We start from the raw sequence: 22,389 nt of genomic DNA on the forward strand, positions 1-22,389 counted from the left end.
GGCGAAGCATACAATCAAACAAATGTTTGAATTTTGGAAAAAGATGTTCAAATGTAGGATTTAGTTATTGGTATTGCTGTCGGTACTGACTCGGGCTTATCTCTAAATGTTTCTTGAAAAAATGAGAAAAAGAATACTGATCACTGAAACCTAATATCGTAGAAATCTCTGAAATAGGCATTTTAGAAGAATTTAAGTAGACCTTCGCTTCATTGATTACAATAGAAGCAACAATTTGACTTGCCGACTTACCTGTTACTGACTTCACTACCGACGAAAGATGTCTGGTTGTAATCGACTGTCGCTCGGCATAAAACTCTACTGTTCTATTATTAAGATGGTGAGACGATAAATCATTTAGGAAAACAAAAACGATCTCTTGCTGTCTCGACATCTGATTCATTGCACGGCTATCTTCATTAGAAATAATTCCTGCTATCTGATAACAGAACACCGAAAAAAGATGCTCTACAATCTCTTTTTTATAAGTCATTTCTGTTTCAGAATCTATAATATATTTTAAAAAATTGACACTTTTCCAAATTAGATCCAAATCATTCTGAGAAAAAGGAACTCCTACATTCATTTGCTGTCGAAAATACCGGTAAGTAATCAACCTATTGAATTTCAACGACAAAGCAGAAATAAATTCACGTTTATAAGAAACCATTCTCGACTGAAAATCGTCACTCACAGAAATCATCTCATAAACCGTTTGCGGATCTGTCACCATAAATGTATTGGCAGTAAGCTCAAGATCGTTGAAATGTTGACGAAGCTTTATAGACCCACTTTTAATAAAGATAAAAGCCGGATTATCAGGCCGGAAAGGTTTATCCACAGATATTCTTTCGAAAATATTGTGTTGCGTAAAAACATCAACTCCGAATTTTTCTAAAGCAGTCATTTTATCCATTTCAATTTAATCTTCCAAAGCATACACCGCAAAACTTGCCAGCCAATGATCTCCACCATAATTTCCTTGAAATAAAAGCGGAAGTCCGTTGTTTAAAAAGATATTTGCCGTTTTTTGGAATTGTTTTTTTAGTGGATGATTATCCGGAAGAGACTTCGCAATACCCTTCATACACCAAGCTTTAGTGAAAGATAAACCAACTAAATGTACGGTTTGATAATCGCTCAAATCACTTACTACAGGAATTTTCTCGATATTTTCGATACTTCTCTTTTCATAAAATTGGTCAAGCCATTTTACAAACTCTTTCTGAGGAAGAATTCTTCGCATTAAATCTGCAATTTCCAAACTTGGCGAGAAAAAGTCAGAACCATCTGGTTCGAGATATGCGGGAGTTTTGGTATTATTTAAATAGAAATATTTTGCTTTTTCAATCAATTCGTTTTCAAAAGTTTTATCACCGGTTGCTTTTGCCCAATCTAATGCAAAAACCATTGCAAAAGCTGTATTGGGATGAACTCCCGTTCTGTTGGGATACGTTTGCTTCGGAAGATAAGTTTTCCAAGAACTCAGAATTTTATCTGTTAAAGGCTTTAGATTCTGATGCCAGATTTTAGCTTTCGGATGATTCCAAGTCATTAATTCTTCATCTAACTTTAATAACCATGCCCAACCATAAGTTCTTTCAAAAGTCGTTGTTAACTGATATTTCGTAAAATAATCAGCTTCAGTCTGTAAATTTTCTTTTGTAAATGAATTGTCTAATATTTTTTCAATGTCTTTAGCAACCGATAAGTTCGGTTTTGTTTTTAATAGTCGAACCAACATCCAATGACCATGAACCGAACTATGCCAATCAAAACATCCGTAAAAACTTGGATGTAGCTCTTTCGGGCTTAAAGCTACTTCATTCGCATTATTAATAATGTGTGCTGTTTTGTTCGGATATTCCTGATTGATGCAATGAAGCGGTTTTTCGGATAGTTTTATTGCCATTTCATCCGTCAACTTGGGGTTTTCCTGAGCAAAAATTAAAACCGGTAAAAATGCCAATGCTAAAAGACTTTTTTTCATTCAATAAAAATATAAAAGTAAATCTAGATTTTAAGCATAGTTTTTAAAATTGATCACAATTACATTTTATATAAATGAAAAGCATACAAAATCCGAATATCAAATGATATTCGGATCTTTTTATTTAGATGAAACTTTATTAAGCATTAAAATGCGATTTTACAGTTTCTAAAACCTGTTCGTCAGACATTTGCTGAGACGTTTCTAAAGTTATTTTTAAATTTTTAAATTGAGCAGTATCGTGAAGATAATGTTTTAATTCTTCCTGAATTGTCCCCGGTCCGGTAATCAAAACTTCTTCAGAATTCGTAAGAAGATTTTCTACTTCTTTGAAGAATTTAATCTTATTGGTTTGCTCAGCATTGTTACCTGCATTTTCACTTGAATTACCGTGCTGGATAACGGCTTTCACCGGACTGCAAAGAAAAAATTTGAATGCATTCTGTGCATCATGATTTTTTACAACTACTGCTTTTTGAGAATCGATCCATAAACCAGCTAATTTTTTTTCAGACATAATATGATTTTTAAAAGTTATGTATCTGAATAGACAAGAATGATGCTAAGGATGTGTTAATGGCTGTTAAATTATTATTTTAGTAAATAAAAAACACATTACACGGATTTTTGCTGATTACGCCGATTTTTTAATAAATAGAAATCTGCTCAATTTGCTTAATCTGCGAGAGATTATAGAACATCAATTACTTTCCTAAAACAAAAACGGCAGGAATTTTATGCAACTCAGGTTTAGCTTTTTGCCAGTCTTTAATGGTTTTTGTTTTGATGAATTCATGGTCAGGATCGTTGATATTCGCTGCGATACAAAGCTTTGTGTTGGGCGATAAAAATTTGGTTAAATCTTCAAAAAGCACATTGTTTCTATAAGGTGTTTCCATGAAAATTTGAGAATAGCCTGTTTTCTGAAGCTCACTTTCCAAAAATTGGATCTTTTTCTTCTTTTCACCTTTATCAATCGGTAAATATCCATTAAAAGTAAATTCTTGGCCATTAAAGCCACTTGAAATTAAAGCCAATATAATAGATGAAGGTCCTGAAATAGGAATGACCCGTATATTTTTCTCATGACACCATTTCACTATTAAATTCCCGGGATCTGCGATGCATGGAAGCCCTGCTTCAGAAAGAAGACCAAAATCCTGACCATTCAGCATTCTATCCTGAGCTTCTTTGATATCGGCATTTTCCGTGTATTTATCTAACAAAAAAAGTTTCAAATCTGACTGCTTTTTTTCAGGTGCAAAAAACTTCACAACCTTTCTTGCAGTTTTTTCATTTTCAACAAAAAAATAATCGGTCTGCATGATATAATCTTTAATCACAGGCGAAAAATGGCTGATTGAAGTATTTTCTGAAAGATAGGCGGGAAGTAGGAAAAGCATTTTGGTAAGTTATAAGTTGTAAATTATGAGTTTTGAGTTTTGGAAATGAGAAGTTTTTGGGCAATTTTTTCGCAGGCTTCATCCAGCTGATGATATACTTTTTCAAAACCGTCGAGCTCGCTCCAGTAAGGATCGGGAACCTCACCTGAAGCATGATTAAGATCTGCTGCTTCCATTAATAATGAAATTTTACTTCGCTGTTCCTCATTTTGAGCTAAAGAAATTACATTTTCAAAATTGCTCAGATCCATGCAATAAATTTTATCGAAATGATTTAAATCTTCAGTGGTAATGGGTCGGGAACATTGCTTTGAAATATCAATGCCGTATTTGGCAGCAGTTTTCACCGATCTTTTATCGGGATTGCTTCCTTTGTGCATATCAATGGTTCCGGCGGAATCTACAAAAAAGCTATCTGGTAATTTTGATCGCATAATCCCTTCTGCCAAAGGACTTCTGCAAATATTTCCAAGACAGACCATTAAGATTTTCATGCTAATATTATTTAAAAATTTTATTTAAAACTAATTTTAATTAACAAAACTAAATAAAAAAAGGAGAATAAGCTTATTCTCCTTTCTATAATATCGTTGTACAGAATTAATGTTTTATTTTTTCTGTCAATTCTTTTACATATTTTTTTATTTCCTTATCAATTTTAGAAACGTCTTTGATCGTTTCGCAGGCGTACATTACCGTTGAGTGATCTTTGCCACCCATTTCTTCACCTATTTTTGTGAAAGTAGCGTTGGTAAACTCTTTTGCAAAATACATTGCCAATTGTCTCGGAAGTGCAATTTCTCTTTTTCTTGTTTTAGATAAAAGCTGTTCTCTTTTAATTCCGAAATAATCACAAACCACATCCTGAATATAAGGAATATTGATGATCTTTTTCTGATTAGCCGCAATTTTATTAATAGTTTCCTTTAATAATTCAAGGCTTAAATCTGATTTATAAATCGTTGAATAAGCAATTACAGAATTAATAACACCAATCAATTCTCTTACATTGGTTTTTGCTTCTGCAGCCAGGAAATCGAGCATATCATCTGTAAGAACGATACCGTCTCTGCTCAATTTATCAACAATAATCTGTCTACGGGTATCGAGATCCGGAGATTTTATTTCTGCAGAAAGTCCCCATTTGAAACGGGAAACAATTCTGTCCTGAATATCCATAATGTCAACAGGAGCTTTATCTGAAGTAAGGATGATCTGCTTTCCGTTTTGATGCAAATAATCAAAAATATGGAAGAAGCTATCCTGAGTTGCGGATTTCCCGGAAAGGAACTGAATATCATCAATAATCAATACATCTACCATTTGATAAAAATTGGCAAATTCTGTTTGTTTATGAGCCTTAGCAGCCGAAATAAACTGTTGGATAAATTTCTCAGATGATAAATAAAGCACTACTTTATCAGGAAATTGGCTTTTCACTTCCAGACCTACAGCCTGACCCAAGTGCGTTTTACCAACCCCATAACCTCCATACAAAAACAAAGGGTTAAAAGCAGTTGCTCCCGGTCTTTTAGCAATTGATCGTGCAACGGTAGAAGCAAATTTGTTGCTTTCACCTTCCACATAATTATCAAAAGAAAAATCTGCTTTAAGATTAGAATCAATGTTTACTTTTTTGATTCCCGGAACTACAAAAGGATTTACAATATTACCGGAAAACCCCTGAGGCATTGTTTCCTGAATTTTTGGTGTGGGAACAGACTTCCCCTTCATATTCATGGTAACCGGTTTTTCTAAGCCGCTTGGCTTGTTTTCCATTACCGAATACCAAAGTTTAACGCCTTTACCAATATTTTTCTTTAGGGCAGCAGAAAGCAATGACAGATAGTTATCTTCAATATATTCTTTGTAAAAATCACTCGGAACCATCAACGTAAGGTTATTGTCAACCAATGAAATTGGCTGTACTTTGTCGAATAGTAAATCGAAAGATTTTTCAAGTTTTTTAAGATCAGAATTATCTTCAGCTGCGTTAAGATTATCTCGCATAAACTGAAGGCACTTCTGCCATATCATCATTAAATTTTCATCCATTTTTATGCCCTGATTAATGCTTTGGTTAGTCGTTTTAGGAGGAAGACAAAGGTCTCATTTTTTATTTTCAAAAAAAAATATTTCGTGTATTGATTATTTAAAAATATATTTGTATGTATAATTAAGAGATAAAAATGATACACTCAAAACACTCATTACGAGTACGTTACGCAGAAACAGATCCCATGAAATACGTCTACTACGGCAATTACGCTACATATTTTGAATTGGGGCGCGTTGAACTTTTTCGCAGCATCGGAATCTCTTACGATGAGATAGAGAAGCAGGGAATTTGGCTTCCGGTTTCCGATTATAAAATTAAGTATTTAAAACCAGCATTATACGATCAAAAATTAGAAATTCACACTTTTATGAGAAAAATTCCTGGAGTGAGAATTGAATTTGAATATGAAATTTACAATGATGAAGGCGTTAAAATCACCGAAGCCTCTACTACCCTTTTCTTTTTAAGTGCCGAAACCAACAGAGTAATCAAATGTCCTGATTTTTTAATGAAATTAATTGAGGAAAACTGGAATGCTTAAATAAAATATTTAAATTCAAAATATCAAAATTATCAATTAACTAACAATTTAACATAATAATTGAATTATAACCAAATAAAAGCATTAAAATACAACTATTTTATTGAAAAATTTGTTTAATATGCGGTTTTTTATTATATTTAAATATGCGGTTTTTTTTAAATCACGTATTAATATAAAAAAAAGGAAGTTATGAGAACAAACATTTTAATCTTAGTTTTTATCACAATTTTTTATTGTGTATATGCACAAACAGGGAATGTCGGTATTAATACAGAAACTCCCTCTGCAACACTTGATATCAACGGAAATTTAAAAATCCGGGCAACACCTAATTCCGCCGTAGTAGACGGACACAAACTCTTGATGATTGACAATATATCTAAGGAAGTAAAAACTATTGATGCATCTGCGCTTGGGTCATCTACAAATAATTCGATCGCAAAAGCAGAAGCTGTAGGCAACGGCGCAGATTTAGGGTTGACATCAAATAATGGATACCAGAAAATAAATTTTCTCAATAGTCCTACATTTTCGGGATCTGCTTTTAACCTAACAAACGATGTATATACCGTTCCAGCTAATGGAATATATGCAGTAAAGTTCATCTATAAATATGGTGACGGGATACAAGCAGGTACTTTGGCCGTAAGCGGCTACCCCAGAATAGGCGTTTTCAACGGAGCCACAATGATAGAAGAGACCAAATTCAGTGTCGTAAATGCAGCTTCACTAAGCATTCTTTCGAGTACTGCCATGATCAGTTCTGTCTTTAGTTTTTCCGCAGGTGACGAGATCAGCTTTCATATGAATCCGGATAATACAAATATCGATTTGCTGAGCAATAACATTCACACTTCTGCTATTATTTATAAGATTTCAGATTGATTTTAAGAATTATCAATATGGTCAGGATTTTTATATTTTTAAAGTTTCTCGTTGTAATTAAGTATTTTTGATAACAAATCAAATCTATGACTTCCCCTTTACTTCTAATTTTCATATTAATCATTCTTGTCTCTTGGGTTTATTACAAACTTAATCGGAGAATTGAGATTTTAGAAAAACAGATTTCCGATTTATCAAAAAAAGAATCTCAGGAAAATGAGGAAATAAAGGAAATACAAAATGAGGAAGTTATCTTACCTACACAAGCAACCAGCTACAATTTCACATCTACTGCTACCTCTACAGATCGTAAGGAAACAGAACAAGAGATTCAAAAAGACTGGCTGGTTCCTTTTGATTTTATCAAAAACAATATCCTTACGATTATTGGCATCTTTACTTTGGTTTTAGGAATAGGTTATTTTGTGAAATACGCCATCGATAAAAACTGGATTGGTGAGAACTCAAGAATGGGAATTGGTTTTCTGGCAGGATTTATTCTTATCATTGCAGCTCATTTCATTAGAAAAAACTATACTATTTTCTCATCTATAATTATGGGTGGCGGACTTGCTGTGCTCTATTTTACGACCACGATTGCATTCAGAGAATATCATTTGTTTACGCAGAATACCGCATTTCTTATCACTTGCGCGATTACTTTGCTTTCCATATTTCTTTCGTACCGTTACAACAGTGAAACACTGATTGTTTTTTCATTGTTCGGTGGCTTTCTGGCTCCGTTAATGATCAGCACCGGGCAAAGCAATTACATTTTCCTTTTTACCTATCTATCTTTTTTAAATATAGGAATGCTGATTACTGTTTATCTTAAAAACTGGAAAAGTGTCGGCTGGATCGCTTTTATTTTTACAGCAATCTATCTCTATTTCTGGACTATTCAGAAAACTGATCTTACCACTATTATATTTTACATCGTTACGTATATTATATTTTATGCGTTTGCGCTTCAGAATTATTTTAAATCTAATACGCTTTCAAAGCTTGATATTTTGATGCTGGTTTTGATTAATTTTACGAGTATCATTGGTCTGGTTTATATATTTAATGTTTTAAGATATGACCCGTTAAGTATTTTCCCGCTCGCTTTTGCATTGATCAATGTATTTTTTGCTTTCAGAGAATATCAGAATAAGAAGTTTGAAAGAAATTATTCTGTTTTTGCAGGAATCGGCATCAGTCTTTTGACTTTGGCGGTGGCATTACAATTTAAAACCCACCTCATCACCAGTGTTTGGGCAATAGAAGCCTCACTTTTGTTGTACATATGGAAAAAGACCAATCACAGCATTTTCAAAGTATTTTTCTACCTGCTTTTTCCGCTGGTTATTTTATCGCAAATGATGACCTGGACGGAATATATTAATAATGAAAAACATTTAACCGTCGTTTTCAATCCTGTTTTTCTGACAAGTCTTGTTGTTATTGCAAGTTGCTTTTTCAATTTGATTTTACTTAAAAAAGAGTCGAAAGAAAAAAGTGATACCGAGTTTTTTGAAAACACTTTTAAAATTTTATGCTTTGGCGTTATATATCTTTCTATTCTGTTTGAATTGATTTACCAGCTTTCATCATTGCATCTTGTCATCATTCTTACATATAGCTTTTTGTACAGCATTGTTTTTACGTGTCTATTATTAAGCATAAAGAATCAATTAAGCATTTCAGAAAATTTAGAAAACCTATTGATTTATGGAGCATTACTCTTGTTTATAGCACATATTTCAAGTTCACAAATCGTAAATGCAGTATTATCAAAAGAAATTGATCTTAGTTTTTATTGGGTTCATTTAATATATTTGTTGCCGCTGCTGTATTTCATTATAAAGCTGATTCCAAAATCGCAGTTTTTGAAACAGAAAGCAAGCTACTGGATTGTATCATTTGTATGTATTCTTTCTGTAAGTTTTGAATTCTACAGAATTTATATTTTCTCAAATAATAGTAATTATAAAAATCTCTTTGAACACCAAGAACACTTCAGGGTTCTTTATCTTCCTATTATTTGGGCTGTTTTATCCTGCAGTTTTATTTTTGCAGGTCTTAAAAAGAATATTCCAGAGCTCAATAAAATAGGCTTTAGTTTACTTGGGATTACTATCCTCAAACTATATCTTTATGATGTCTGGCAAATGGATAATGTTTCAAGAATTATAGCGTTTATTATTTTAGGTATAATTTTATTGATGAGCTCTTTTATGTTTCAAAAATTTAAAAACATGCTAAAAAATCTTGTTGAAAAAGATGAAAACTCGGCCGATGAAGAGATTTAAAATTACTATAAAGACTATATTTATCAACATTTTACAATTATTTTAAAAATTCACTTGATATTTTACAAAAAGTAAGTATATTTATCACGTTTTTAACACTTATATTATTAACTATGAAAAAATTTCTATATTCTCTGTTGATCTTCGCTTCTGCAACATTATTTGCGCAGAAAAATACGACAGTAAAATTTGCCGTTGCAGGAGATATGGTGGGTACAACAACATTGTTTGAAAACCAAAAAGAATATGTACAAAGTACGCAGGCATATAAAGCTGCCAATTTACCTCAAAAACTGAAAAAATTTAGTTTTATAGCAGATCAGGGGCTTTCTGAGGTTAAGTTAAAAAACAATCTAGGTCCTTTAGACAATGCAAGCTTATCTCAATATAATGAGCAAAGCAACCTTCCTAAAGACACTCCTGTAATCATTGAAGGTTATGAATTCAAGGATACGAATATGAGAATTTATGCAGGAATTGTACAGCAGCTAGAAGTTAAAGACTACAATGGTGTAAAATCTGTATTTATTACAACTACAGCAAAATAAAAATCAAATTATATTTAAAAACGGATGTTCTTTCGAGCATCCGTTTTTTTGTGATTAATATTTGTTATTCCACTTTTTCTTTAGTTCGTCGTATATTTTCTTTTCGGTGGCATTATTTCCTGGTTCGTAGAATTTAGCATCTTTTATTTCTTGCGGCAAAAAATCCTGATCCACAAAATTGCCTTCAAAAGAATGAGCATATTTGTATTCTTTACCATAATCTAAATCTTTCATCAGCTTTGTCGGAGCATTTCGTAAATGCAAAGGCACAGGCAGATTCCCGGTTTTCTTTACAAACGCTAAAGCTTCATTAATCGCAGCATATGCCGAGTTGCTTTTTGGAGAAACTGCAAGATAAATAGCCGTTTCACTCAATAAAATTCTTGCTTCAGGATTCCCGATGACATTGATTGCCTGAAAACAATTGTTGGCAATAACCAAAGCATTCGGATTGGCCAGACCAATATCCTCGGAGGCGAGAATAAGCATTCTTCGCGCAATAAATTTAATATCTTCTCCACCAGCAATCATTCTTGCAAGCCAATAAACTGCACCATTAGGATCGCTTCCGCGCATCGATTTAATAAAAGCCGAAATAATATCATAATGCTGCTCTCCATTTTTATCATACAACGCCATCGTTTCCTGAAGAACCGACATAACATCATCATTGGAAATCTCTTTATTGTCTGAATTTTTAAACTGATTAAGTACCAACTCCACTGAATTGATCAGCTTTCTGCCATCACCACCTGAATACTGAATGAAAGCCTCCTTTTCTTTAATCTTAAAATCAGTTCTCTCATCTTTATTAAATCGTTCTGAAGCAATATCAATAAGCTCTTCCAGCTTTTCGTGACTTAAAGCTTTCAATATATAAACCTGACTTCTCGAAAGCAAAGCGGAAACCACCTCAAAACTAGGATTTTCTGTAGTTGCGCCAATAAGAACCACCCATCCTTTTTCTACAGCATGAAGAAGAGAATCCTGCTGAGATTTATTAAAACGGTGTATCTCATCAATAAATAGAATCGGAGATTTTCCTGAAAAAAGATTCTGTTTTTTGGCATCTTCTATCACATCCCGAACATCCTTAACCCCCGAAGAAACAGCCGAAAGTTTAAAAAATTTCCTTCCTGATTTTTCAGAAATAATTTCTGCCAAAGTCGTTTTTCCTGTTCCCGGTGGTCCCCAGAGAATAAGAGAATTTAAGGCATCATTTTCCAGCATCTTTCTGATTGTGCCTTTTTCACCGGTAAGATGCTCCTGCCCCAAAACTTCATCTAAGGTTTTCGGTCTTAATCTTTCTGCTAAAGGAGTATTGTGATTCAAGATTTATCTATTTGAATTTAAAATATTTGCGAAAGTAAACAGAAATGAAAAAACCGATTAAGTTATCCGAAGGATCATCTGTTTACCGTCTGAAACTTCAAACAAATTTAAACTAAATTTCAATTTTTTACCCTACTTTTGCAATGTTTTGAAACTTTCATTTAATAAAATCATTACTTCACCCTTGGTAATTCTCATTAAATTTTACCAATGGTTTATCTCGCCTTTACTTCCCAAGAATTGCCGATACGAGCCTACCTGTTCGCATTATATGGTAGAATCTCTGCAGGTACACGGCATTTTTAAAGGATTTTGGCTGGGTATAAAAAGAATTTCAAAATGTCATCCCTGGGGCGGAAGCGGCTATGATCCGGTTCCTCCAAAAAATTAAACTATTCAATAATAAACAAATAAAAATGAGTACTATTCTCTTTCGAACTTATCTTGTTGCATTTGCATTGATTTCGCAATGCTTTTTCTCACAATACTATAAAGATGGTTTATCAGACGGAACTTTAAAGGTCAATTCCCAAGATATTCCTGTGAAGATTTTTGCAACTTCAGAACCTTATGAGCTAGATTCTTTTGCGCAGGTTAATAAAAACCCAAGCACTTTGGTTATCCTCAACAAATCTAATGTTGAAAAATCACGTTTTATCAGCAGTTCGATGATTTTGGCTAATTATAAAAATGCAAAATATCAATTTTTCGATAAAGAATTTAAGCTGATAGAAAACGTTCCTGTAACTGCTGATAATATCGAAACGCTAAAATATGTGGTAAGAACTGAAAAACCTATTGCTTCAGCTGATACCGTATCTTTAGAAACATCATTTAAAATCTGGGATCCTACTTCAGGAATTGAATTGGGACCGATAACGCTTCATTTCTACAGTTTGATGTTCATTTTCGCATTTGGTCTTGGATATGTCTTAATGACCAAAATGTTTAATACGGATAATGTAAACCTTAAATATCTTGAACCTCTTTTTACATGGACTTTAATCGGGACAATTTTGGGAGCAAGAATGGGACACGTTATTTTTTATCAGCCTGAACTATTCAAAGAAGATTTTTGGAGTGTATTTTTACCAATCAGTACAAAAAATGGTTTAAAATTCACAGGATTTTCAGGACTGGCAAGTCACGGAGCTACAATTGCATTAATTTTCACAACGCTTTATTATTCATTTAAAATCATCAAGAAAAATCCGTTTTGGGTATATGACAGACTTGGAATCGTGGTTGCAATTGGAGGCGCATTTGTGAGAATGGGTAACTTTTTCAATTCTGAAATCGTTGGTAAACCAGTTGATCCTAATTCTCCTTTTGCCTTACTTTTCCCACAACAAAGCAGTGAATACGGAATTACCGTTCCGCGTTACCCGACGCAGTTATTTGAAGCAATCGGTTATGTCTTATTATTTATTTTACTTTGGGTTTTATACAAGAAAACTGATAAAAAGTATCAGCAAGGTTGGCTATTTGGTTTATTCTTCATTATCCTTTGGGCGATCAGATTCTTTGTAGAATTCCTGAAAGAGCCTCAAGGCGATGAGTTTATTTCTTTTGCAGGATTAAATACAGGGCAGATTTTATCAATCCCATTCATGATTGCAGGATTTGTAATAATGATTTATTCTAAAAAATTCAAAATTACAGAAGCTGAAAATGCTAAACCTGAATAATTTTTATATCAAATAAAAAATATGAAAGTCACAACTGAGTTGTGGCTTTTTTGTTTAAGTCGAGAAAGACGTTTCCGAGTTCATTAATTACATCGGTCGGCTGCATTGCTTCTTTTGAATACTTTTCGGCAGCAAAATCAGCAGCTTTTCCGTGAAGCCAGACTCCTAAAACGGCAGCTTCTTCTTCAGAATATTTTTGTGCTAAAAGTGAAGTGATAATTCCGGTCAAGATATCTCCGCTTCCCCCTTTTGCCAAGCCTGAATTTCCTGTGATATTGTAGAAAACATTTCCCGATGGTGTTATAACTTGCGTGTGATGATCTTTTAAAACTATATAAATTCCCAAGTCTTTTGCTTTTGTTTTGGCTAAATCTAATCTGTCAAATGAGTTTTCCGTTTTACCGAAAAGCCTCTCAAATTCTTTCGGATGCGGCGTAATAATTGATTTTTTGGGGATCAATTTCATGTAATTATTGTCTTTAGAAATAATATTTAACGCATCAGCATCCAAAATTAAAGGAGATTGATGATTTTCAAGAAATTTCACCAATGCTTTTTCCGTTTCTTTTTCCGTTCCGAGACCGGGGCCAATTCCGTAGACCGTATTTTCCTGTTCTTCAATCTGATTAATATTTTTTTCGCCACCATTCATAAACATTGCTTCAGGAGCATTTGTCTGTAGTATTTCGTAACCACAATTGGGAGCGAGGACAAACGTCAGACCTGAACCCGCTTTTAAAGCAGATTTCGTAGCTAACATTATCGCTCCTATTTTCCCGTAACTTCCGCCTACAATAATTGATTTACCATAAGTGCCTTTATGGGCAAAATCTTGTCTGATTTTAAAAATATTCTTAATGACTTCATCATCAATTACAAAATCATTACTTGAAGTATTTTCAATAAATTCCTGAGATAAATTGATATCTAAAACAACCACTTTTCCTGTAAAACTTCCGGTTTCCGGATGAAGGAAAGCCCTCTTCCAAAACTGGAAAGTCAACGTGTAATCTGCTTTGAAGATCGTTGCATTTTCATTATTGATTTGATCGGCAAACATCCCTGACGGAATATCAATTGATATTTTGGGATTAACTTTTGAATTTAAAATTTCAATCACTTTTTTGAAAATCCCTTCCGGGTTTCTTGATAATCCGGTTCCGAAAAGAGCATCGATGATAATTGTTTTCTCATCAAAATTGTATCTTTCGATCTCATGAAAATCTTTCAGCGAAATTCCTGAAATATCTTTTAATTTTTTATAATTTACTAAAGCATCATCAGAAAACTTGAGATGATCCTTATTAATAAAAACGTCTATATCAAAACCTTTCAGATACAGCATTCTTGCAATGGCAAAACCGTCACCGCCATTATTTCCGTTTCCGCAAAATACAGCAAACTTTGTATGATTTTTACAGTTTGAATAAATCCACTCAGCACAATTCAGAGCAGCTCTTTCCATCAACTGAACAGATGAAACCGGCTCATTCTTAATCGTATATTGATCAGCCAATCTGATATTTTCAACAGTAAAAACTTTCATATGGATCTATTTTTCTAAGTGTAATTATATATTATGATGATTAAAGCAAAAAAAATACCCAAAAAATATTTAAAATTTATTATATTTAAATGATACTTTTGTGTAAAACAACTAAAAATATAAATTATGGGATTTGTTAAAGAATTTAAAGATTTTGCATTCAAAGGGAATGTTGTAGATCTTGCTGTCGGTGTTATTATCGGAGCAGCTTTCAGTGCGATTGTAAAATCATTTGTAGACGATATTATTACACCATTGCTTCTAAACCCTGCTTTAGAAAAAGCGAATGTAAAAAATATAGCTGAACTTTCCTGGAACGGTGTGAAATATGGTAATTTTCTATCTTCTGTAATTAGTTTCCTAATTGTAGCTTTTGTTTTATTTCTTCTTATTAAAGTAATCAGCAGGCTCAACAGAAAAGAAGAAGTACCTGCAGCTCCTGCAGGACCAACTGAAGACCAAAAATTATTAATGGAAATCAGAGATTTGTTAAAAACAAAAAATAATATATAAAATAAAAAATGCCGCAAAATCTTTGCGGCATTTTTGTTTATTCTTAAAGATTCAAAATTAATGAATCTGCAAAATACTTGAGATCTGTTCTGCTAAAGACAGCCCGATTCTATCCTGAGCTTCTAAAGTAGAAGCACCTGTATGTGGTGTTACCGAAATTTTAGAATGTGTAATAATTTCTTTTGAAGGAGTCGGCTCATTAATGAAAACATCAAGGCCTGCAAACCTTACTTTCCCTGAATCTAACGCTTCAATTAATGCAGTTTCATCGATTACACCACCTCTTGAGCAATTAACGATGGCAACACCGTCTTTCATCATTTCAAACTCAGATTTACCAATCATGTAGCCCTCTTTCTGAGCCGGAACGTGAAGCGTAATAAAATCTGAATGTTTTAAAACCTGTTCCAAAGGTTCAGTTTCAATATCAACATTGATGAACTGATTGTTGTAGAAAGTTACCTTAATACTCGCCTTTCCTACCATATTATCAGCAGCGATCACTCTCATTCCCAAACCTAAAGCGATTTTGGCAACTTCCTGACCGATTCTTCCCATTCCTACAATTCCGATGGTTTTTCCTTTTAATTCAATCCCTGCAGCGTAAGCTTTTTTAAGCGATGCAAATTCAGTATCACCAACCAGAGGCATTTTTCTGTTTGAATCCTGCAAAAATCTTGCTCCTGAAAACAAATGTGCAAAAACCAATTCAGCAACCGATTCTGAGGAAGCAGAAGGCGTATTGATCACATGAATTCCTTTTTCTCTTGCATAATCTACATCAATATTATCCATCCCAACTCCACCTCTTCCGATGATTTCCAGTGACGGACAATTATCAATAATATCTTTTCTTACCTGCGTCGCACTTCTTACCAGAACAGTACGGATCTTGTGCTCGTTGATGTAATCTAAAAGAAGCTCCTGAGGAACTTTTGTTGTAATTACTTCAAAGCCTTTCTCGGTTAGTGCATCAACTCCTGATTGATCTAAACCGTCGTTTGCTAAAACTTTCATACCTAATAATCTATTTAAAAATGTAAAAAGATTTAAAAATTAAAAGAATTTCTGGTTTTTAACCTTTCGTTTAATCTTTAAATCCTTTCTATGATTTAATCTTCTTTAAAAACTTCTATTGTAACCTGCTTTTCTACCAAATCAGTAAATTTGCCTTTGTATCTTGTAGCTCTTACGAGGTGATTATCAATCCAGTGATAATTTCCGCCTCTTGGTTTACCACACAAAACACTGTGATATTTGAAGCCGTGCTTGTCTAACCAATCTATCGTAATCTGTTTTAAATTTTCAGTTCTTGAAGTAAAAAAACAAATCTGGTGTCCTTCGTCATACCATTTATTCACAGTTGCCAAAGCATCAGGAAAAGGCTCGCACGTTACCATTCTTTCGGGTTCTTCGTTGGGAACATCTTCTGTAATTGTTCCGTCTATATCGATAAGATAATTTTTAATTCCATCTTTCAGAATCGGACTGATATGCTCAATATAATCTAGCTCCATCGTTCAAAATTTTAAAGTGCAAAGTTACACTTTATCATTCAAACAGTTATATTAATCTTAGTTTATGTTAAAATTTTAACACAAAAACAAGTTTAAAAATAATAAAAATTAACCTTTCATTGCATTTTTCGTAAATAATGCGAATGTTTTTCACGTCAACAAAAGCCAATATTTCATAAATAATTAAAAAAACTAAACATTTATTTTACAAAATCACGTTTTAAACTTAAATTTGTAGGAATGGAAGAATTCATCGTATTAGTAAATCCCGAGGATGAAGTATTAGGTTTAATGGAAAAACAGCAGGCTCATATTAATGGTTTGCTCCATCGTGCTTTTTCCGTTTTTTTATTTAATGAAAACGGTGAAATGCTTTTGCAGAAACGTGCTGCCAACAAATATCATTCTCCTCAACAATGGACCAATGCCGTTTGCTCTCATCCCAGAATTGAAGAAACGTATCTTGAAGGTGCAAAAAGAAGGCTGAAAGAAGAATTAGGAATTGATGCTGAGCTTTCAGAAAAATTTCATTTTATCTATAAAGCAGACGTTGGAGGCGGACTTTGGGAGCACGAGCTCGATCATGTTTTCAGCGGAACTTACAATTCAGATTTTAGTCTGAATACAGATGAAGTGGAAGAAGTGCGCTATATTTCACCTGAAGATTTAGATAAAGAAATTTCGGAACATCCCGAGCAATTTACAGAATGGTTTAAAATTATTCTGGAAGAATATAAACATCATTTTTAAACACAATTATGAAAAAATCAATTTTAATTACGGCACTTCTGATATGTGTCTACTCATTTTCCCAAGATCTGGGCAAAGAACGTTACGAAAGCGAAAACTATTCGATTTCTATGCCCGATACCTGGAAGGCAACCGATGATGAAGGCATTGTAAATATCTTTCCCACCAATGAGATTGGCGCAATTACCATCTCAGAATATCACAATCTGGATCTGCCAAAAACAGATGTTAAAAAATTTATTCTTGCCTTGTACAATTCTCCCGATGAAGAGAAAAAAGTAAAAAATACAAGCAGTAAAAAAGGATATTCTGAATATCAGTATGAATATTTTGATGAGAAAGAAAAGCTTTTCTGGGTTACAAAATTATATCAGAAAGACAAAGACATCTTTCTTGTGAGCATCAATTGCCAGCAAAAACACTGGAACGGAAATTATATGAAAGTTTTCAACGAAGCTTTTGAAAGTTTTAAAATTAAAAAATAGAAATAAATCTACCTATGAAAAAAACAGCATTGTACGACAAACACGTTTCTTTGGGAGCGAAAATAGTACCGTTTGCAGGATTTGAAATGCCTGTACAATATTCCGGAGTAACGGAAGAACACTTTGCAGTAAGAGAAAAAGCAGGATTATTTGACGTATCTCATATGGGACAGTTTTTCGTTGAAGGTGCTGGTGCAAAAGATCTTTTGCAGTTTGTGACGACCAACAATGTAGATGTTTTAGAAAACGGAAAAGCTCAATACTCTTGTCTTCCGAACGAAAACGGAGGAATTGTAGACGACCTTATCGTTTACAAAATGGAAGATGAAAAATATTTTGTAGTTGTAAATGCTTCAAATATAGATAAAGACTGGGATCATATCTCAAAATACAACAGTTTCGGGGCAAGATTAACCAATGCTTCAGACGAAATGTCTCTATTGGCAATTCAGGGACCGAAAGCAACTGAAATTCTTCAGAAATTAACAGAAACTAATCTTTCTGAAATCCCTTATTATAACTTCACTGTAGGAACCGTTGCCGGAGTAAACGATGTGATCATTTCAAATACAGGTTACACAGGAAGCGGTGGTTTTGAAATTTATTTCAACAACGAATCTGCAGAAAAACTCTGGGATGCTATTATTGAAGCCGGATCAGAAGAAGGCATTATTCCTTGCGGATTGGCTGCAAGAGACACTTTAAGATTAGAAAAAGGATTCTGCCTTTACGGAATGGATATCGACGACACAACGTCTCCTATTGAAGCCGGATTGGGATGGATTACCAAGTTTGATAAAGACTTTGTTTCTAAAGATATTTTCGCAAAACAAAAAGAAGAAGGTATTACCAGAAAATTGGTTGGTTTCGAATTGACAGACAAAGGCGTTCCGAGACATGATTATCCTGTAGTAGACGCAGAAGGAAATGTAATCGGGAAAGTAACTTCAGGAACTCAGTCACCGATGAAAAAAATCGGTTTGGGAATCGCTTATGTTGATAAACCACATTTCAAATTGGGAACTGAAATCTTTATTCAGGTAAGAAATAAAAATATTCCGGCGAAAGTGGTAAAAATGCCTTTCGTATAATTAGAAATTATTTTAAAATACAAAACCGCAGATTCAGTCTGCGGTTTTTTTGTTATGATAAGCTTCGTTGTAAAACATTTTTTTTAGGAGCTATTTCCCGCTTTACATTGCAATCTTTTTTTGCAAAAAAGGATTTTCATTGCAATCGGGGCTAGGGTTTTTGTCTTTTTTTAGCGTTTGTCACTAAATAAAAAAATTGCTCGTAAACACAGATTTTTTAAAGATTACTTCGCCGCTTCGCTCCTCGCAATGACAAAACAATTAATCAGCTCTAAAAAATGCCTTCAAAGCATCTACATTTTTTTTATCACTTCCGATAAAAATCTCTTTATCTGTAACAAAAACCGGACGCTTAAGGAATGTATAATGATCTAAAATAAGCTCTTTATAATCACTTTCCTGTAAAGATTTAGGATCTAGCTCTCTTAATTTAATTTGAGTAGATTTTTTACTGAACAGTTCCTCATAAGAATTTGTTATGCTGTACATTTGTTCCAGCTCTTCTATGGTAATCGGTTGTTTTTTTATTTCTCTTAGCTCCCAATCTGAAAGATTAAAGTTTGCCAAAATCTTCCTGCATGTATCGCATGTATTGAGATAAAATACTTTTTTCATAATATAATTACATATTTTATTAATGTTAAATGAAATGCCGCCTTTATTTCAGAACCAATTATTGATGAAATATGGACGTTTCACTGATAAAAATTTAATCTTCAAAAGTAAGGCTAAATATAAAATTTTGAAAATTATTAAATACCTTTATTAAAATTAAAAAAAAATGGATAACAAACCTGTTACTTTTCAATTTATTTCTGAACCTTCAGATGTTAATTATGGTGGAAATGTACACGGCGGAAGTGTAATGAAATGGATAGATCAGGCCGGATACGCCTGTGCAACAACCTGGAGCGGAAATTATTCTGTAACGGTATATGTAGGCGGAATTCGTTTTTATGAACCTATCAAGATCGGTGAAATAGTAAAAGTAGAAGCGCAGGTAATCTATACGGGCTCTTCGAGCATGCATATTTCGATCAACGTTTTTTCGAGAAACCTAAAACAACCTACTTTTGACAAGAAAACACATTGCATCATTGTATTTGTAGCCGTTGACGAAAACGGAAAGAAACTTCCTGTTCCCAAATGGGTTCCTGAAACCGAAGAAGAAAAACAACAGGAGAAATATGCCAAAAGGCTGATGGATTTGAGAGCCCAAATTGAAAATGAAATGAAACCTTTTTTATAAGAATCATTTAAAGTAAAAACCCCTTCCAAAGATTTGGAAGGGATTTAATATTTTAGTCTTTGCAATTATACACTTGCGGGCATCCCATGTATTGCGTGCAATATAAAGGACCCGTAACGGCTCCCGTACAACTGCATCCACAAAGAGATAAATCCGGAGTTCCTACTTTACCTATTCCTCCGACAATGTCTTTAAGGTCAGACTTTTTAAGTTTTTTCGAGTTCTTTAGAATGTTGTTTGTCATGTGATTTGATTTTAATTATTAATATAGTTTGAATATCGAATTTACTATTATTTATAAATATAACGCAAACAAACAATAAATATTATCCAAATTTCTACACATAATTAAAGACAAGCCGAAACAATTCATAATAATTTTTAAACCTGCTGAGACTTAAATAAAAAAACCTTCCATTAACTAGAAGGTTTTATGCATATTTTTATTTTTAAATCTACCTTAAAACTAAAGAAGATCTATTTTTTATTTTTAATATACGTCTTTGCAAGTGTATACTTGAGGACAGCCGATATACTGTACGCAATAGTAAGGACCTGTAACCGCTCCCGAGCAATCGCATCCACAAAGAGACAGATCCGGGTTTCCGCTAACTCCTCCGATGATGTCTTTAAGATCTGACTTTTTTAATTTTTTCGCATTTTTTAAAATGTTTGTCATGTGATTTGTTTTTTAATTAATATAGTTTGAATATCAAATTTAAATATTATTTATCAACACACAACCAAAAAACCAAAAATATTATCAAAATTTTAAATATTAGCAGATTCAGACTATAATAATGTATACTGTAATTTAATGTGGATTAAAATTAAAATTAAAAAAACCTTTCAAATACTTGAAAGGTTTTATACATATTCTTGTTTTAAACTTTAATTATCTTGCGATATTTACAGTTCTGGTTTCTCTGATTACCGTCACTTTTACCTGTCCGGGATACGTTAATTCATTCTGAATTTTCTCTGAAATATCATAAGAAAGCTGAGAAGACATTTCGTCGTTTATTCTACTGCTTTCTACCATTACTCTCAATTCTCTACCTGCCTGAATTGCATATGCTGAAGAAACACCTTCAAAACTCAATGCTGCAGCTTCAAGATCTTTAAGTCTTTGGATATAAGATTCCAAAACCTGTCTTCTTGCTCCTGGTCTTGCCCCTGAAATCGCATCGGCAACCTGAATGATCGGAGATAATAGAGACGTCATTTCCACTTCATCGTGGTGAGCACCGATTGCATTGATCACTTCTGCATTTTCACCATATTTTTCTGCCCACTGCATTCCTAAAAGTGCGTGTGGAAGTTCAGATTCCTGCTCAGGAACCTTTCCGATATCGTGTAAAAGACCTGCTCTTTTGGCTAATTTTACGTTTAATCCTAATTCAGCAGCCATTGTCGCAGCAATATTGGCAACTTCTCTTGAGTGCTGTAAAAGGTTTTGCCCATAAGAAGAACGGTATTTCATTCTACCAACGATCTTCACCAATTCCGGATGTAAACCGTGAATTCCTAAATCAATGATCGTTCTTTTACCTACTTCTATAATTTCTTCTTCGATTTGCTTTCTTGTTTTTTCTACAACTTCTTCAATTCTTGCCGGGTGAATTCTACCGTCAGTAACCAATCTGTGAAGCGATAGTCTTGCAATCTCTCTTCTTACCGGATCAAAACATGAAAGAAGAATAGCTTCCGGAGTATCATCAACAATGATCTCAACCCCTGTAACTGCTTCCAAAGCACGGATATTTCTACCTTCTCTACCGATAATTCTACCTTTTACTTCATCAGATTCAATATTAAATACCGAAACCGAATTTTCAATCGCCTGCTCCGTTCCAATTCTCTGAATGGTCTGAATAACGATTTTTCTCGCTTCACTTTTAGCATTCAACTGAGCTTCTTCCATAATGCTCTGAACGTGCGCCTGAGCTCTGGTTTTTGCTTCAGCTCTCATGGTTTCTACCAATTCTGCTTTCGCTTCTTCTGCTGTATAGTTTGAAATTTTCTCAAGCATTTCAACTTTTTTGGCAGTTGCCTGCTCTAGATCGCTTTGCTTTTTCTCTAAAATTTCGTTTTTCTTAGCATAATCAGCAATCTGTCTGTCTAGATCTTTTTCTAATTTCCCTGCTTTGCTAAGTTCGTCATTCAGCTTATTTTCTTTGTCTTTCGTTCTTTTTTCAGCGTCCTGCATCTTCTTTTCGCGAGCCTGAATATCTGCATCGTGCTGTGACTTTAGTTCCAAGAATTTTTCTTTAGCCTGAAGATTCTTTTCTTTTTTTATGGATTCAGCTTGTACATTAGCTTTTTCTATTAAATTATCTGCATTTTTTTGTGCATCGTCTATAATAAATTTTGCCTTGGTATTGAGAGAGCTTTTTGAGAAAAACATCCCTGCTACTGCACCGATTACTAAGCAAATTACGCCTATAATAATAGCGGTTGTTGTCATATATATTGAGTTTTAATTGTCTTGTTAA

Annotated in this window: 25 protein-coding genes; 11 read left to right on the plus strand and 14 right to left on the minus strand. The window is 33.6% G+C overall.

What is annotated here, in order from left to right:
• Window positions 1-64: 64 nt before the first annotated feature.
• The 6 genes from EG358_RS14045 to dnaA all read right to left on the minus strand — a co-directional run bounded on the left by EG358_RS14045 (window position 65) and on the right by dnaA (window position 5,448).
• Window positions 65-916 (minus strand): helix-turn-helix domain-containing protein, encoded by an 852-nt coding sequence (locus EG358_RS14045; RefSeq protein WP_228421317.1) that lies wholly within the window; start codon window positions 914-916, stop codon window positions 65-67.
• 6 nt (window positions 917-922) lie between these two features.
• Complete coding sequence (locus EG358_RS14050) at window positions 923-1,990, minus strand: DUF2891 domain-containing protein (RefSeq protein ID WP_076559677.1); 1,068 nt, start codon at window positions 1,988-1,990, stop codon at window positions 923-925.
• Window positions 1,991-2,129: 139 nt separating this feature from the next.
• Window positions 2,130-2,507 carry a hypothetical protein gene (locus EG358_RS14055; RefSeq protein ID WP_076559675.1) on the minus strand — a complete coding sequence of 126 codons (378 nt, stop codon included), beginning with the start codon at window positions 2,505-2,507 and terminating at the stop codon, window positions 2,130-2,132.
• Between the two features lie 187 nt (window positions 2,508-2,694).
• Window positions 2,695-3,393, minus strand: a complete 699-nt coding sequence (locus EG358_RS14060) for an SAM-dependent methyltransferase (protein WP_076559672.1) — start codon at window positions 3,391-3,393, stop codon at window positions 2,695-2,697.
• A 23-nt stretch (window positions 3,394-3,416) separates the two neighbouring features.
• A complete protein-coding gene (locus tag EG358_RS14065) occupies window positions 3,417-3,887 on the minus strand; it encodes a low molecular weight protein-tyrosine-phosphatase (protein WP_076559670.1) in 471 nt (156 codons plus the stop codon).
• A gap of 106 nt (window positions 3,888-3,993) precedes the next feature.
• The gene (gene dnaA, locus EG358_RS14070; protein WP_076559668.1) at window positions 3,994-5,448 is read right to left on the minus strand and encodes a chromosomal replication initiator protein DnaA; all 1,455 of its coding nucleotides are present in this window, start codon (window positions 5,446-5,448) and stop codon (window positions 3,994-3,996) included.
• A 134-nt stretch (window positions 5,449-5,582) separates the two neighbouring features.
• Here dnaA and EG358_RS14075 point away from each other — a divergent pair, with 134 nt between their 5' ends.
• The 4 genes from EG358_RS14075 to EG358_RS14090 all read left to right on the plus strand — a co-directional run bounded on the left by EG358_RS14075 (window position 5,583) and on the right by EG358_RS14090 (window position 9,723).
• Window positions 5,583-5,993 carry an acyl-CoA thioesterase gene (locus tag EG358_RS14075; RefSeq protein ID WP_076559666.1) on the plus strand — a complete coding sequence of 137 codons (411 nt, stop codon included), beginning with the start codon at window positions 5,583-5,585 and terminating at the stop codon, window positions 5,991-5,993.
• Between the two features lie 192 nt (window positions 5,994-6,185).
• A complete protein-coding gene (locus EG358_RS14080) occupies window positions 6,186-6,881 on the plus strand; it encodes a hypothetical protein (protein ID WP_076559664.1) in 696 nt (231 codons plus the stop codon).
• Window positions 6,882-6,967: 86 nt separating this feature from the next.
• Window positions 6,968-9,175 (plus strand): DUF2339 domain-containing protein, encoded by a 2,208-nt coding sequence (locus EG358_RS14085; protein WP_076559662.1) that lies wholly within the window; start codon window positions 6,968-6,970, stop codon window positions 9,173-9,175.
• 113 nt (window positions 9,176-9,288) lie between these two features.
• Window positions 9,289-9,723 carry a hypothetical protein gene (locus EG358_RS14090; RefSeq protein WP_076559660.1) on the plus strand — a complete coding sequence of 145 codons (435 nt, stop codon included), beginning with the start codon at window positions 9,289-9,291 and terminating at the stop codon, window positions 9,721-9,723.
• A gap of 54 nt (window positions 9,724-9,777) precedes the next feature.
• Here the strand turns inward: EG358_RS14090 and EG358_RS14095 are convergent, their stop codons facing one another.
• Window positions 9,778-11,055, minus strand: coding sequence for a replication-associated recombination protein A (locus EG358_RS14095; RefSeq protein WP_076559658.1), 1,278 nt, complete (start codon window positions 11,053-11,055; stop codon window positions 9,778-9,780).
• A 148-nt stretch (window positions 11,056-11,203) separates the two neighbouring features.
• On the opposite strand from EG358_RS14095, the gene yidD reads away from it, so the two are divergent.
• A complete protein-coding gene (gene yidD / locus EG358_RS14100) occupies window positions 11,204-11,446 on the plus strand; it encodes a membrane protein insertion efficiency factor YidD (protein ID WP_076559656.1) in 243 nt (80 codons plus the stop codon).
• A gap of 448 nt (window positions 11,447-11,894) precedes the next feature.
• The gene (gene lgt, locus EG358_RS14105) at window positions 11,895-12,743 is read left to right on the plus strand and encodes a prolipoprotein diacylglyceryl transferase (RefSeq protein WP_076560002.1); all 849 of its coding nucleotides are present in this window, start codon (window positions 11,895-11,897) and stop codon (window positions 12,741-12,743) included.
• 28 nt (window positions 12,744-12,771) lie between these two features.
• Here the strand turns inward: lgt and EG358_RS14110 are convergent, their stop codons facing one another.
• Window positions 12,772-14,289 (minus strand): bifunctional ADP-dependent NAD(P)H-hydrate dehydratase/NAD(P)H-hydrate epimerase, encoded by a 1,518-nt coding sequence (locus EG358_RS14110; RefSeq protein WP_076559654.1) that lies wholly within the window; start codon window positions 14,287-14,289, stop codon window positions 12,772-12,774.
• 126 nt (window positions 14,290-14,415) lie between these two features.
• Here EG358_RS14110 and mscL point away from each other — a divergent pair, with 126 nt between their 5' ends.
• Entirely contained in the window at window positions 14,416-14,802 is a 387-nt protein-coding gene (gene mscL / locus EG358_RS14115; RefSeq protein ID WP_076559652.1) for a large conductance mechanosensitive channel protein MscL, read from the plus strand.
• A 57-nt stretch (window positions 14,803-14,859) separates the two neighbouring features.
• On the opposite strand, the gene EG358_RS14120 is transcribed toward mscL, so the two are convergent.
• A complete protein-coding gene (locus EG358_RS14120) occupies window positions 14,860-15,819 on the minus strand; it encodes a D-2-hydroxyacid dehydrogenase (protein ID WP_076559650.1) in 960 nt (319 codons plus the stop codon).
• A gap of 95 nt (window positions 15,820-15,914) precedes the next feature.
• Window positions 15,915-16,319 (minus strand): LNS2 domain-containing protein, encoded by a 405-nt coding sequence (locus EG358_RS14125; RefSeq protein WP_076559648.1) that lies wholly within the window; start codon window positions 16,317-16,319, stop codon window positions 15,915-15,917.
• A 240-nt stretch (window positions 16,320-16,559) separates the two neighbouring features.
• Here EG358_RS14125 and idi point away from each other — a divergent pair, with 240 nt between their 5' ends.
• The 3 genes from idi to gcvT are packed head-to-tail and all read left to right on the plus strand — an operon-like array spanning window position 16,560 to window position 18,645.
• Window positions 16,560-17,069 carry an isopentenyl-diphosphate Delta-isomerase gene (idi, locus tag EG358_RS14130; protein ID WP_076559646.1) on the plus strand — a complete coding sequence of 170 codons (510 nt, stop codon included), beginning with the start codon at window positions 16,560-16,562 and terminating at the stop codon, window positions 17,067-17,069.
• Window positions 17,070-17,077: 8 nt separating this feature from the next.
• Entirely contained in the window at window positions 17,078-17,554 is a 477-nt protein-coding gene (locus tag EG358_RS14135; RefSeq protein WP_228421315.1) for a hypothetical protein, read from the plus strand.
• 14 nt (window positions 17,555-17,568) lie between these two features.
• Window positions 17,569-18,645: a glycine cleavage system aminomethyltransferase GcvT gene (gcvT, locus tag EG358_RS14140; protein WP_076559643.1), complete on the plus strand. Its 1,077-nt coding sequence runs from the start codon at window positions 17,569-17,571 to the stop codon at window positions 18,643-18,645.
• A gap of 261 nt (window positions 18,646-18,906) precedes the next feature.
• On the opposite strand, the gene EG358_RS14145 is transcribed toward gcvT, so the two are convergent.
• Window positions 18,907-19,260: an arsenate reductase family protein gene (locus EG358_RS14145; protein ID WP_083677013.1), complete on the minus strand. Its 354-nt coding sequence runs from the start codon at window positions 19,258-19,260 to the stop codon at window positions 18,907-18,909.
• 166 nt (window positions 19,261-19,426) lie between these two features.
• Here EG358_RS14145 and EG358_RS14150 point away from each other — a divergent pair, with 166 nt between their 5' ends.
• The gene (locus EG358_RS14150) at window positions 19,427-19,894 is read left to right on the plus strand and encodes an acyl-CoA thioesterase (RefSeq protein ID WP_076559639.1); all 468 of its coding nucleotides are present in this window, start codon (window positions 19,427-19,429) and stop codon (window positions 19,892-19,894) included.
• 52 nt (window positions 19,895-19,946) lie between these two features.
• Here the strand turns inward: EG358_RS14150 and EG358_RS14155 are convergent, their stop codons facing one another.
• The 3 genes from EG358_RS14155 to rny form a co-directional block, all read right to left on the minus strand.
• Window positions 19,947-20,138: a hypothetical protein gene (locus EG358_RS14155; RefSeq protein ID WP_076559637.1), complete on the minus strand. Its 192-nt coding sequence runs from the start codon at window positions 20,136-20,138 to the stop codon at window positions 19,947-19,949.
• Window positions 20,139-20,384: 246 nt separating this feature from the next.
• A complete protein-coding gene (locus EG358_RS14160; RefSeq protein WP_076559635.1) occupies window positions 20,385-20,573 on the minus strand; it encodes a hypothetical protein in 189 nt (62 codons plus the stop codon).
• A gap of 216 nt (window positions 20,574-20,789) precedes the next feature.
• On the minus strand, window positions 20,790-22,361 hold the full coding sequence (gene rny / locus EG358_RS14165; RefSeq protein ID WP_076559633.1) for a ribonuclease Y: 1,572 nt from the start codon (window positions 22,359-22,361) through the stop codon (window positions 20,790-20,792).
• Window positions 22,362-22,389 lie beyond the last annotated feature (28 nt).

Origin of the sequence: Chryseobacterium indoltheticum, from assembly GCF_003815915.1 — a bacterium.
Taxonomy (GTDB): Bacteria; Bacteroidota; Bacteroidia; order Flavobacteriales; family Weeksellaceae; genus Chryseobacterium; species Chryseobacterium indoltheticum.